Annotated in this window: 9 protein-coding genes; 7 read left to right on the top strand and 2 right to left on the bottom strand. The window is 53.3% G+C overall.

What is annotated here, in order from left to right; genetic code table 11:
• The first annotated feature begins 74 nt into the window (after nt 1-74).
• Complete coding sequence (locus O5O45_RS00260; protein ID WP_305903314.1) at nt 75-569, top strand: globin family protein; 495 nt, start codon at nt 75-77, stop codon at nt 567-569.
• A 7-nt stretch (nt 570-576) separates the two neighbouring features.
• Here the strand turns inward: O5O45_RS00260 and O5O45_RS00255 are convergent, their stop codons facing one another.
• On the bottom strand, nt 577-1,269 hold the full coding sequence (locus O5O45_RS00255) for a TetR/AcrR family transcriptional regulator (RefSeq protein ID WP_305903313.1): 693 nt from the start codon (nt 1,267-1,269) through the stop codon (nt 577-579).
• A gap of 121 nt (nt 1,270-1,390) precedes the next feature.
• Here O5O45_RS00255 and O5O45_RS00250 point away from each other — a divergent pair, with 121 nt between their 5' ends.
• From O5O45_RS00250 to O5O45_RS00230, 5 genes are all read left to right on the top strand, one after another.
• Nucleotides 1,391-2,908: a 2OG-Fe(II) oxygenase gene (locus O5O45_RS00250; RefSeq protein ID WP_305903312.1), complete on the top strand. Its 1,518-nt coding sequence runs from the start codon at nt 1,391-1,393 to the stop codon at nt 2,906-2,908.
• Nucleotides 2,909-3,385: 477 nt separating this feature from the next.
• On the top strand, nt 3,386-5,830 hold the full coding sequence (gene pgaA / locus O5O45_RS00245; RefSeq protein WP_305903311.1) for a poly-beta-1,6 N-acetyl-D-glucosamine export porin PgaA: 2,445 nt from the start codon (nt 3,386-3,388) through the stop codon (nt 5,828-5,830).
• Entirely contained in the window at nt 5,827-7,779 is a 1,953-nt protein-coding gene (pgaB, locus tag O5O45_RS00240) for a poly-beta-1,6-N-acetyl-D-glucosamine N-deacetylase PgaB (RefSeq protein WP_305903310.1), read from the top strand. The genes pgaA and pgaB overlap by 4 nt, the downstream gene beginning before the upstream one ends.
• Entirely contained in the window at nt 7,776-9,020 is a 1,245-nt protein-coding gene (gene pgaC / locus O5O45_RS00235) for a poly-beta-1,6-N-acetyl-D-glucosamine synthase (protein ID WP_305903309.1), read from the top strand. Before pgaB ends, pgaC begins: the two co-directional genes overlap by 4 nt.
• A complete protein-coding gene (locus tag O5O45_RS00230) occupies nt 9,013-9,348 on the top strand; it encodes a hypothetical protein (protein WP_305903308.1) in 336 nt (111 codons plus the stop codon). The genes pgaC and O5O45_RS00230 overlap by 8 nt, the downstream gene beginning before the upstream one ends.
• A gap of 124 nt (nt 9,349-9,472) precedes the next feature.
• Here O5O45_RS00230 and O5O45_RS00225 read toward each other — a convergent pair whose 3' ends face one another.
• Entirely contained in the window at nt 9,473-11,017 is a 1,545-nt protein-coding gene (locus O5O45_RS00225; protein ID WP_305903307.1) for an alanine/glycine:cation symporter family protein, read from the bottom strand.
• Nucleotides 11,018-11,301: 284 nt separating this feature from the next.
• Here O5O45_RS00225 and O5O45_RS00220 point away from each other — a divergent pair, with 284 nt between their 5' ends.
• The gene (locus tag O5O45_RS00220) at nt 11,302-12,624 is read left to right on the top strand and encodes an RNA polymerase sigma factor (RefSeq protein WP_305903306.1); all 1,323 of its coding nucleotides are present in this window, start codon (nt 11,302-11,304) and stop codon (nt 12,622-12,624) included.
• The last annotated feature ends 89 nt before the right edge of the window (nt 12,625-12,713 follow it).

Raw genomic sequence — 12,713 nt, 5'->3', positions numbered from 1 at the left:
ACAGGCAAAACGACTAACCATTCTCCACTAGACGCCACATTGCGTAACTGAGTATGGGAGACCATACTTTTTCAATGAACAAAAACACCGCCGGATTAGTATCCGAGCAAAACCTGAACACATTCAGAGACAGCTTTGCGCGCTGCTTTGGTGATGTGGGTAGCGACGTACGCTTTGTGGACGATTTCTATGTACGCCTTAAAGCCTCTGACGCCAAGGTCAGCGCTATATTCAATCGCCGCCCCATAGAGCAGCAAGTGCATGCCGTTCGCTCTGCAGTCTACGCCTTAGAGGAATACGCCACCAACGGCCAGCCCGATAATACATTGAGATTGATAGAGGCGTCGCATAACCATCAAACGATGGGTCTGACGCCCAATATGTATGAGTTGTGGTTAAGTTGTCTGCTGGAGACCGTTCTTTGTCACGACAAGACCTATGACGATGACGTCAGAAAAGCTTGGGAACTGACTCTGAGACCTGGCATTGATTACCTCAAGCAAACACTCGACTCAGAAATCCGCGCAGCAGGAGATGTAGCAGAAGGACAAAGCACCGCGCCCAAATAGTGGGACTTCAGCGATTGTCGCCTTTTCTTCTCCGCCCCGGCGGAACCGGCTTAGCACCAGAAAGCTCTCCGCCGCAAGCTCTGACGATGGTCTCCATCACCATTTCCGCCGCGAAGTTCTTAGGCATGGAATCTGGATTGGTCACCGCCAGTTGATAGGCGCCTTCCATCGTCGCGAGAACCATCGCCGCCAGTTTGCGGATCTCTTCCGCCGCCAGGCGATCGCCCGCGATATTCCAAAGTAGCTGCGCAAGCTCTTTCATTTGCATGGCGATGGCTTCGCAATACAACTCCCTGACGTCTCCCACCCGCACCGCCTCTGCGCCAATCAATACCCAGGCTTTCACCGCTTCCGGATCCGCCCCCTTCCCTAGCGCCAGCCTGGCGTCAACAAACGCCCGTAGTTGCTGCTCAGGCGTTTGCGCGTCGACGCTAAGTCTCCGGTAGCGGGTTTCGCCTATGCTGACGACATACTCGACCAGGGCTAATAAAATTTCCCGCTTGGCTTTGAAATGATAATGAATCAATCCCGGCGTCAGGCCCGCCTCCGCGGCGATCGCCTGGATTGTCGCGCCGTCGTAGCCCTTTTTCGTCATCACACGCAACAGTGCGTTCACTATCTGCATACGACGCTCTTCAGTATTGGACTTTCTACCCATCGTCGCCCTCACCCCATTTAGCCCTGGAAATATTTTGGTCATTTAACCAAATTTCCATTGCCGTCGCGATAATTTGCTTTTAATCTATTTTTGGTTGGTCAACCAACTTATACCAAATGCAATTCATTACGACATTTCAGTGTCAATGGAGGAAAACAGGCTTATGAAAAGCGTCAGTCGTTTTAACACCTCTCAACACTCGCCAGAAAGCGTCCAGCGTATCGATTTAGCGCCGGAATTGAAGAAAGAATGTTTCGTTCTGCGCGGCGTTTTTTCTGAGGTTCTTTGTGAACAACTATTGGCGGACGCCCTTGCTCGTGGATTCAGCGCTGCGGACGCGAAATATCCACCCAGCTATCGCAATAACGCCAGACAGGTAGTGGATGCCCCCATGCTGGCGCGGCGTTTATTTGAGGTCTGCCGCCAGCACCTGCCTCAGACTATATCTGACGCTACAGACGCCCCTATGTGGAGCCTACATTCTCTGAACCCCCGCCTGCGGCTTTGCCGCTACAGCGCCGGGCAAACTTTCTTTCCTCATCAGGACGGGGTTTATGCCTGTGCGGACGGCTCGGAATCAAAGTTGACCTTCCTGCTCTACCTCAATGACGCCACTGAGTTCAGCGGCGGCGACACCCTGTTTTTCAAAGATGCTTCCGCAGCGGAAATAAGCGCTCGATTTACGCCCCGCCGAGGCGACCTGATCGTGTTCGATCACAGCCTCTGGCACAGCGGAGACACCGTCCGAGGCGGAGAGAAGTACATTCTTCGCAGCGACCTGGTCTATCGCCCGTCACGCTCAATCAGTCCTATCCCCACGCTATTGAACCCACATACTTTGCAAGCGCATAACGGCTACATCTGGAAGATAGCGGCGCTTTCAGGCAGGCGTTTCGCCACTGCGTCACGGGATAAAACCATCCGCATATGGGGCCCACAGAAGCAACTGCTACAGACTCTGTCCCGCCACGCAAACTCCGTTCTGGATTTATGTTCAAACGCCAAAGACGACCTTTACTCAGTCTCTAGAGATGGGACCATAAGCAAATGGGTACAGCGTGAAACGGGCTATTTTCACGTCAGGAAAATTAACACCTTTTGCCCGACCCCGTTGCATGTTTCAGCCTTGGACAAGAACCGCATCGTCACTACCGGTTCGGATGGCGTTATTCGACTCTGGAGCCACGATCTGACGCCTCAGGAGACGCTGACGGGACACCATGGATGGGTATGGGACCTCGCCTTATTGGGACAAGAAAAAGCTGTCAGCGGCGGAGAAGACGGTTCGCTATGCTTTTGGCGAATAGATACGCGTGAGCGCTACTTTCAACTCTTCCCCGATGCAGGCCCAATTCGTTGCCTGGCCTTATACAACGGGGCCCGTAGCGTTTTCGCCGGGACTGGTACGGGTCATATATTACACATAAATTTATTACCGGAACCTTATGTGAAGAACGTCTGGAAGGCTCATAACGGCATCATAAGAAGCCTGTTTGCCGGGGATGGGGAGCAGCTTATCAGTGCGGGAGAAGACTGCCGAATCAAACGCTGGAACTTGACGGGAAGCGCGCTCAATGAGGACGCCAGCCACGAAAATTTCGTTACCTCGCTATGCCCATATGGAGATAAAAGATTCGTATCCGCCTCTTACGACGGACGTGTGATATTTCATTCACTTTGATTAGCAACAAGGACGCTTCAACATCGTTCACCCTTCTTTAAATGAAAGCGCTATCTCTTCCCTGCCCCCTTGTGCGACGCGCCTCACAGAAATTTTCGCCTAATCCATCTACACTAATTTCCCCCTTCTCAAAAGCCAAGTTTCCAGCAATTTCATTAGTCCTTTTTTGCCGCCTCTAATCACTTTTGTTATAGCCATATCAACCTATTTTTCTGCCCAGGCCTTTTCGGGTTAAATGGCGATGCTCGCAAGCTATTGAATTAATTAGGTTTTATCAATTTTTCAGCGTCAGCTTTTTTTACGACGCCAGCAAACTGCAAATGCAATTGAACCTCGTCAATAACTTGACGCGCGAAACGACTCTACCACAACTTCAGCAAGCGCCTCCGACCTCTAGCAGAAGGATCGTACAGCAGTTCCTGCGGTTCATTTCTCCCGTTGTTTAGAGGGACTTAACGCTTAATGGGCTAAAAATCGATGACTCTATTTCCTACGGAGCCGTCTAAACGGCTATCCGCGCGCAAACTTGCGCGCCTGGTTGTCAGCGCGGTCGCTATTTCTCAAGCCATTCCCGCTCTGGCTGCAAGCCCCGTCGACGAAAAACGGGAGCAGTTCGTCATATCCGCTCGCGCCGGCCATTTAAAGGAAGCCATCAAAGGCCTCTCCAAACTATATAAGCAAACCCATGATAAAGCGGTTCTGAATGACCTGATTGCGCTGTACTCCTGGAATGGCGAGCTGGATAGTGCGCTTGCGCTATGTAATCCATGCTCCCCCAAAACGCTTAACAACGACAGCCTGGCGATTTTGGCCAAGGCGCAACGTAATCAGAAAAATTTCGCCGCAGCGGCGGAGCACTACAGACTCCTGACCAAACGCAGCCCTAAAAGCCGTGACGCATGGTTGGGATTGGCGCTGACCAGCGCTGAAATGGGTGAGGATATTCACGCTCAGAAAGCCATCGCCAACTATCGGGAATTGACTCGCCCCAGCGTTGAGCGCTTTGAGAACGAGCTGTATGTCATGACGGTATTGCAGGACAAAGTCGGCGAAATCGGCGTTCTACAGGATTATTACAGCTTCTCCCCTGACAACCGCGACATCGGGCTGCGCCTTTATAAAGCCGCTATTGATCTCGGCGCCGCAACAGCGGCGGAGAGAATCGTCAAAGCGCATCCCGACTGGTTCAAAGGCATCGACCATTACTGGCTTGACTACTACAAGTCCACGCTGAACATACGCAGCGGGGCCAAATCATCCCGCCCGGATATTCTGGACAAAGGCATAACCGAACTGCAGGCGCTATTTGACAAAGTGCCAGCGGAGCACTCCCTTCGCGGTAAGATCGAACTGGATATTTTTTACGGACTGGTCGTCGCCAAAAACTTTGATGAAGCTAGCGACATGCTGCCGACCATTGAAGCGCGACAGCCGCTTCCCGCTTATATAGAAGAAGCGCGCGCGGATTTATACGCCGCCACCCGGCGCCCCTTCAAAGCGTTACCGATACTCAAGAAGCTTTATGCGCAAACGCCGACACTAGAACTCGGTAAAAAGCTGTACTACGCACATATGGACGCCGAGCAATATGAAGAAGGCGGCGCCTTGCTGCAAAAACTGTTGGCAGCGCAGCCCCCAAGGCGATGGGATTTCACTGGCAGCTTTAAGGTCAACAATGAAAATTACCAGCAGCTGCGCGAGCAAAGCATCATTCACCAGGCCTGGAGCGGCGACCTGGATGCAGCGGAAAAGTCATTGCAAGACGCGCTGGTGGAAGCGCCAGGCAATCCCTGGCTATGGATGGATTTAGGCAATGTGCAACGTTGGCAGGGCCGTTTCAGCGATGCGGAATACAGCTATCGTCGCGCCGAATCCATGCTCGCCGGCAACGCTCAGGGCAGCGCCAAGCGTAGTTTATGGCTGACACAACTGGAGAAAGGCGACTGGCGGGGACTCAACGCCAAACGCGCAGAGTTGAACGCCGCTTATCCCTATTACGAACAAAGAGAAATCAACAAACGCTGGAATGAAGCATCAGCGCCTTTTCTGAGCGTCAATGCAAGTCGCGTCAAAAGCAGCAACAGCGAGCCAGGGCAAGCGCAAAACGCCAGAGAATGGCGTTATGACGCACGTTTGTACTCACAACGCTGGGAGGGACAGCGTCTCTTTATCCACGACCAGAAAATGTACGGCGAGTGGGAGGAGCGCGACCTCTTCGCTCGCTATACCGGCGTCGGCGCGGACCTGAGTTTTTACCCTTTCACACTGGAATTGGAAGCCGGTTCAGGCAGCAAGCTTAACGACAAAGCCTACTTTTGGAGTTCCGCCAGCTGGTCCTTATTTGACGACTTGTCAGTACAGGCAAGCTATCGCTACAACCCATCAGAAACGCCGCTAAGGGGCCTTTACGACGGCAGCTATATGCGTCAATGGGGTATTAGCGCCACGTACAAGTTCACTCCAGACGTTTCTCTGGGGACTGCCGCCTCTCTCAGCGACTTCACCGACGGTAATGATCGCCAAGCTATCAGCGCCTGGCTGGAGACTCAGCTATGGCAGACGTCTCGATACAAATTGTCAGGCGTCATCAGCGCTGGCGGCAGCGATAACGACAAAGTTCCGACCAGTTACTTTAACCCTACGTCCGACCGCAATTATGGCGCAGAGCTGCGTCACAGCTACCGCATCAAGGTGTCTGACGATTGGGACCTGGATCAGTTTCTGGAAACCAGCGTCAACCAATACCGGCAGGAAGGCTACGATCCGGCCTCTGGCTGGGAGATCAGTTACAGCCAGCAATGGCGTTGGCGGGATCAGGTCAGCGTCAAGCTGGGAGTGAGTCGCGACAAAGCCACTTATGACGGGAAGCCTGAAAACGGCACGTTGATTTTCGCCAATTTTGAAATGAGGTTTATGCAGTGAAAACTATCGCCCGGATATTTTTCTTAAGCCTGACGTTGCTCTCGTCATTGGTTTGGGCGCGTCCGGAAAACAGTTACGTGGTGCTGGGCTACCACGATTTTTATGACGTCAAACTCAACCCGACCAAACGCATCTTCGCCAATACCCTGAGCCGCGACCGCTTTGTCGAACACCTAAACTGGATCAAGCAAAACAACTATCACCCAGTGAGTTTCCAGCAGGTCATCGACGCAAAGGAAGGCAAGTCCAAGCTGCCGGAAAACGCCGTACTGCTCACCTTTGACGACGGTTATGAGTCGTTCTACACCACTGTTTTTCCCTTGTTGAAGCTCTACAACTATCCAGCCGTTATCGCTCTGGTGGGCAAGTGGCTGGAGGTTGAGCCGGGCAAGGAAGTGCTGTACGGCAAAACCAACCTGGACCGCAAACACTTCCTGAACTGGGCGCAGATCCGGGAGATGGAAGCTTCCGGTCTGGTGGAATTCGCTTCACACACTTACAACTTGCACTACGGCATTTACGCCAATCCATTCGGTAATGAGCAGCCCGCCGCCGTCAGTCCTCAATATGACAAAGATCGCGATGTCTATGAGAGTACTGAGAACTACGATCATCGCCTGCGCAAAGACTTCAAGGCCAGTAAAAAGCAAATGACCTCACGGGGTCTCAAGTCGCCCCGCATCATGGTCTGGCCCTACGGCGCCTATAACAGCCACTCCATCGATATCGCCAAAGAACAAGGTTACCCCTACACCTTTTCTCTCGACGAAGGGGTTAACATGGTCACTGACTCCGGCCTGAACGTTTACCGCTACCTGATGGATCAGGAAATCAGTCTGGAGCACTTCGGGCGGATATTAAAAGGCGAACCCAAGCCGCCGATGGTGAAGCGCATACTGCATGTGGATCTGGACTATGTTTACGACCCCGATCCAAAGGTTATTCAGCAGAATATCGATCTCCTCATAGAAAGGGTTAGTCGCTACAAGGTCAACACCGTCTACTTGCAGGCGTTCGCCGATCCCGACGGTGATGGCGTCGCAGACGCACTCTATTTCCCTAATCGCCATCTACCGGTGCGCGCAGACATATTCAACCGTGTCGCATGGCAGTTGCGCTCACGAGCGGGCGTACGCATGTACGCCTGGATGCCAGTACTGGCATTTAACCTGGGTAAGGACTATCGCTACGTCACAGATGTACGCACACAAAAGCCCGCGCCGGAGCAATACCTGAGACTCTCCCCGTTCAACGAGAAGAATATCGAAACCATTGGCGATATTTACGAAGACCTGAGTCTGTACGGCAAGTTCCATGGCATTCTTTTCCACGATGACGCCTTCCTGGGCGACTTTGAAGACGCCTCTCCCGACGCACTGAAGCAGTATGCGGAATGGGGTCTAGGCGACTCCATCGAAGCAATTCAGGCGGATAAGAATCTATCCAAGCGCTGGGCGGAGCTGAAGACCCAGTACCTGATCGATTTCACCCACCGCCTCGCCAAGCGCAGCGCCCGCTACTTCGCCAGCGATGGCCAGCACTTATTGCTGGCGCGCAATATGTACGCCCAGCCAGTGTTGAACCCCGATAGTGAAGCTTGGTTTTCACAAAATCTGGAAGCCTTCGCCAAAGCCTATGACCATGTAGCCGTCATGGCGATGCCTTATATGGAGCAGCAGAAAAATCCCGATCAGTGGCTGCGCAAGCTGGCGCAAACAGCGCTGCAGCGTATTGATCCAGACAAGTTGGTGTTTGAACTGCAAGCGAAAGACTGGCGCGATGGCTCCGCCATTCCTGCGAATGTGCTCAAGCGACAGATGCAAATTATCTCTGCGGAAGGGATCAAGAGTTTTGGTTATTACCCTGACGATTTCATCAAGGGAATTCCCGACATCAACGTCATTCGTCCAGAACTCTCGCTGAACTCCACGCTGGAGGCGTCGAAATGACCCTGGATATTCTGCTGTTGTGCATCTATCTCTACCCCAGCGTCATGGCGCTGGTGTGGATCACAGGTGGGGTGTATTACTTTTTTCACTGGGAGCGCCGCTACCTGAAAAATCACCCCGACCACAAACTCAAGCTGCGTCATTACCCGCTGGTCTCCGTGATGGTGCCTTGCTACAACGAAGGCGCCAATATCAAGGAGACCATTGATAGCCTTCTGGAACAGGACTATCCGAATTACGAAATCATCGCCATCAATGACGGCAGTAAAGACGATACCGGCGCGCGCCTGGATGAAATCGCCAGGGATCATCCCAGACTGCGCGTCATCCATCAGGAGAACCAAGGCAAAGCCGCCGCGCTGAATAACGCGCTGGAGCATGCCAAGGGAGACTGTCTTGTCTGTATTGACGGCGACGCCCTGCTCGACCGCAATGCGCTGGTGTGGATGGTGCGTCACTTCCTGAGTGAAAACGGCGTCGGAGCCGTCACTGGCAATCCGAGGGTGCGCACCCGCTCCACCATCATCGGTAAAATCCAGACAGGCGAGTTCTCTTCCATTATCGGCCTGATCAAACGGGCGCAACGTATCTACGGCACGCTCTTCACCATCTCAGGCGTAGTCTGCGCGTTCAGAAAAAGCGCTCTGCAACAAATCGGCGGCTGGAACACCAGCATGGTGACTGAAGACATCGACGTCAGCTGGCGCCTGCAAATGGCCGGTTGGAATATTCGCTACGAACCCATGGCGCGCTGTTGGGTGCTAATGCCCGAAACGATTCGTGGTCTGTACAAGCAGCGGCTGCGCTGGGCGCAGGGGGGAGCGGAGGTCTGTCTGAAATACGGCTGGCGCTGCCTGTTTCAAGGCAAACTGCGGTTCTGGCCGCTGTTGCTGGAATATCTCGCCAGCGTTTACTGGAGTTACAGTGTGATCGGCCTGCTCGCTTGGCGCTTGCTCACATTCTCAGAAGCTCCTACCGCGGAACAGGTGCTGACTTTTGAAGTCTGCGCCGTACTGATGATCTTTTTATGTCTGTTGCAGTTCCTGGTCAGCATCCTGATCGACCGTCATTACGACCAGGGACTGCTCAAAAACTTTCTGTGGTGTATTTGGTATCCGCTGTTCTACTGGATACTCAATATCGCCACGGTAACCATTGCAGTGCCCAAGGCCCTGTTTAGAAAACGCAATCAACATGCAGTTTGGGAAAGTCCAGATAGAGGAGAAATTTTTCGTGGCTGAATCGACACCAAGGACACTTATTTACACACAGGCGTCACGGCGCACCAAAGGGCTCTGGTTAAGGGACGGGGCGATATCGCTCATGACCTGGATGCTGTGGGGATACCTGCTGTTACACCCTGTTTACTACTTCTTTTTCAGTGATGGAGAGCTGATGTCTCCCCTGTTAAAGCTTTCCCTTATCGATATATTGGCCTGGGCCGGCGGCATTCTTGCGGTGACTCTCTCGCTGTATCACCTGTGGTCGCGGGCGCATCACTGCAAATGGTGGTGGCGACGCAGGAACCTGCTCAAGCAGGCCGAGATGGAGATGCTGGGAGAAGGGTAATCTCTCTTTCCACATGAAGTAAACCGCTGTTACTGAGCAGCAGACACAAAAAAGCCGGACATCAAGTCCGGCTTTTTTTATGCGTCGCCCCCGTCAGATCGACGGAAGCTCTGCCATGAAATGATCAGGCGACGCCCGGTTTACGCGCTTTGGCTGGCTCAGCTTGGCCTGCTTTTGCACGCGCTTCGGTTGCAGCCTTCTTGGTCCAGTAATCAGCGTTTTCGATGCCCAGTTTTTCAGGATCGAAAGTGTACTCGGTCACGCCTTTCTTCTGTTGATCTTCGTAGTCACGCAGCGCTCTCAAAGCCGGTTTGGCCATGAAGAAAATCACCACGATACCCACGATGTTCAACCACGCCATCAAGCCTACACCGATGTCGCCCATGCCCCAGGCCAGATCCGCAGTTTTCACTGCGCCATAGAAAGTGGACGCCATGATGGCGACTTTCAGAATGAAGACCATGCCAGGAATATTCACCGTGCGCTTGATGTACGCCACATTGGTTTCCGCAATGTAGTAGTACGCCAGGATGGTAGTGAATGAGAAGAAGAACAACGCGAATGCGATGAACGGCTTACCTACGCCCGGCAATGTGCTTTCAATCGCCATCTGGGTGAATACAGGGCCATTAGCCGCGATTTCCGACGCCACATTCTGAACAAGGAAAGCTTCGCCTACGCCATGAACGTTGTATGCGCCAGTGATCAGGATCATGAAAGCAGTCGCGGAGCAGACGAACAGAGTATCGATGTAGATAGAGAAAGACTGCACCAGACCTTGCTGAGCAGGATGCTGAACTTCCGCCGCCGCCGCCGCGTGAGGACCGCTGCCCTGACCCGCTTCGTTAGAATAAACGCCGCGTTTTACACCCCAGCCGATCGCCGCGCCGAAGCCAGCCATTGGAGAGAATGCGTCGCCCACGATCAGGCCGATGATGGAAGGCAGTTGGTCGATATTCAGACCCACGATAACGCAAGCGATGATGATGTAAGCCAACGCCATGAACGGAACTACAATTTCAGTGAACTTGGCGATACGTCTTACGCCGCCGAAGATAATGAAGCCCAGAATCAGAACGACGACAACGCCGGAAACCAGCTTCGCGAAGCTCACTTCACCGAAGAAAGAAGTGTTGATGATAGAACCGGCGCCGAATGCAGTCTCAACCGCGCTGCCGATGTTATTGGACTGAACGCCAGGAAGGAACAGACCGCAAGCGATGATAGTCGCAATGGCGAAAATCCAGGCGTACCATTTCTGGCCCATGGCCTTTTCAAAATAGTAAGCAGGGCCGCCACGATATTGGCCTTCATCTTCTTCTTTGTAAATCTGCGCCAGAGTGGATTCGATATAAGCAGTAGCTGCGCCTAGAAACGCTACCATCCACATCCAGAAGACTGCGCCGGGACCGCCGAAACCGATAGCGGCGGCGACGCCTGCGATGTTGCCGGTGCCGACCCGGCCAGAGAGAGAGACCGCAAGGGCCTGGAAGGAGGAAATCCCTTTGTCAGAGCTGGTGCCCGAGAGGAGCAGTCGCCACATTTCACCGAAATGCCTGACCTGGACAAACCTTGTCAACACAGAATAAAACAGACCCGCTCCCAGACACAGGTAGATCAGAGCTGGGCTCCAGATCAGGCCGTTCAGATAGTTAACAATATCTTGCATCAAAAATCTCCACGTAGAGTCTCTGTCGAACCGGACGCCGCATGCTGGCTACAGATTTGGATGAGACTGTTATTTTTGTAATGAAACGCTCGTGCGTATGGGATTTTCCCGGCGTCGCTTTGGTTGACCAACCTAACGCCCTAGGCTTCCCGGCATAAAAACCGGAGCGGATTATACAGCATCTTAGCCCCGTGTCTTTAACATGCGACGAATATCCTAACGGCGCATCGAGCAAAAGTTAGTCAGCACTTCCCGCAATTCCCGTCATCACTTAGGATGGGATATTGGCATTCAATAAGTTACGGGAGAAAGCCGAAGTGCCGCAGCAGGAAGAAAACGCGAAATTGAGCGCTCGTCAGCAAATTGAGGCGGTATATCGGGCGGAATCCCGACGTATTCTGGCGACTTTGATCCGCTTATTAGGCGATTTTGACTTGGCGGAAGAAGCCATGCATGAGGCCTTCGCCGCTGCAACCGACCAATGGGAGCAGGAAGGCGTTCCCGCCAATCCACGCGCCTGGTTAGTGTCTACAGGGCGTTTCAAAGCCATTGATCATCTACGTCGTCGCGCCCGCTTTGACGCCTCACTAACCGATATCGCCGAACGGCTTTATGCGGAAGCGACAGACGCGGAAGACAAACAAAACGAAGATATTGAAGATGATCGCCTGCGCCTGATTTTCACCTGTTGCCACCCCAGCCTGTCTACTGAGGCGCAAGTAGCGCTGACGTTACGAGAAATATGCGATCTCACCACTGAGGAAATAGCACGCGCTTTTCTTTCTTCAGCCAGCACAGTGGCCCAGCGTATCGTGCGCGCCAAGTCTAAGATTCGGGACGCCCGCATTCCCTATGAAGTGCCGACCGAATCCGAGTTGCCGGAACGGCTGGAGTCCGTGTTGCATGTCATTTATCTGGTATTCAACGAGGGCTACTCCGCATCTGCTGGCGATAGCCTCACCCGTAGCGACCTGTCTGCGGAAGCCATTCGATTGGGACGCTTGCTGGTGGAGCTGCTGAAGTCTAAAGCGGAGGCGTCAGAAGCGATGGGACTACTGGCTTTAATGTTACTCAGCGACTCCCGCCGCGCCGCTCGCGCCAATGCGCAAGGCGACCTGATTCTGCTCGACGCGCAAGACCGGTCACTGTGGAACAAAACGCAGATAGAAGAAGGCGTGCAATGGATCACTAAAGCGTTAAGAGACCAACGCTTTGGACCCTACAGCCTGCAGGCGGCCATTTCCGCGGTTCACGCAGAAGCGCCCAGCGCAGAGGCCACTGACTGGTCTGAAATCATTGGGCTGTACACGTTACTGCTGCGCATCAATCCATCGCCAGTGGTGGCGCTAAACCGTGCGGTGGCGGTGGCCATGCGCGACGGCCCGCAACGGGGTCTGGAAATCATCGACAGTATATTCGCCCAGGGAGAGCTTCATTCTTATCACCTCGCCCACTCCGCCAAGGCGGACATGCACCGCCGTCTGGGACAGTTTGAGGAGGCGCGGGAGGCCTATCAGCAGGCGCTGACACTGGCAAAGCAAGAGCCCGAACGCCGCTTTCTGGAAAGACGTCTGGAGGAACTAGACTTGTCATTAAAGGACGTCTAAAAAATTTTTTGAATTTTTTCTGCAGCATGTCGATTTGCCGTTTTCCCAATCGACAAGGAAGTACATAAAGGGGATAGCTTTATTGAAGG

It is taken from the genome of Hahella sp. HNIBRBA332, assembly GCF_030719035.1.
Lineage (GTDB): Bacteria > Pseudomonadota > Gammaproteobacteria > Pseudomonadales > Oleiphilaceae > Hahella.
Note: the sequence above shows the minus strand (reverse complement) of the source record. Positions and strands in the feature narration are given on the sequence as shown.

Excerpts from the sequence above, each read along its gene's own strand:
- O5O45_RS00225 (WP_305903307.1), bottom strand. The coding sequence starts at position 11,017 with ATGCAAGATATTGTTAACTATCTGAACGGCCTGATCTGGAGCCCAGCT.
- O5O45_RS00260 (WP_305903314.1), top strand. The coding sequence starts at position 75 with ATGAACAAAAACACCGCCGGATTAGTATCCGAGCAAAACCTGAACACA.
- pgaA (WP_305903311.1), top strand. The coding sequence starts at position 3,386 with ATGACTCTATTTCCTACGGAGCCGTCTAAACGGCTATCCGCGCGCAAA.
- O5O45_RS00250 (WP_305903312.1), top strand. The coding sequence starts at position 1,391 with ATGAAAAGCGTCAGTCGTTTTAACACCTCTCAACACTCGCCAGAAAGC.
- O5O45_RS00255 (WP_305903313.1), bottom strand. The coding sequence starts at position 1,269 with ATGACCAAAATATTTCCAGGGCTAAATGGGGTGAGGGCGACGATGGGT.
- pgaC (WP_305903309.1), top strand. The coding sequence starts at position 7,776 with ATGACCCTGGATATTCTGCTGTTGTGCATCTATCTCTACCCCAGCGTC.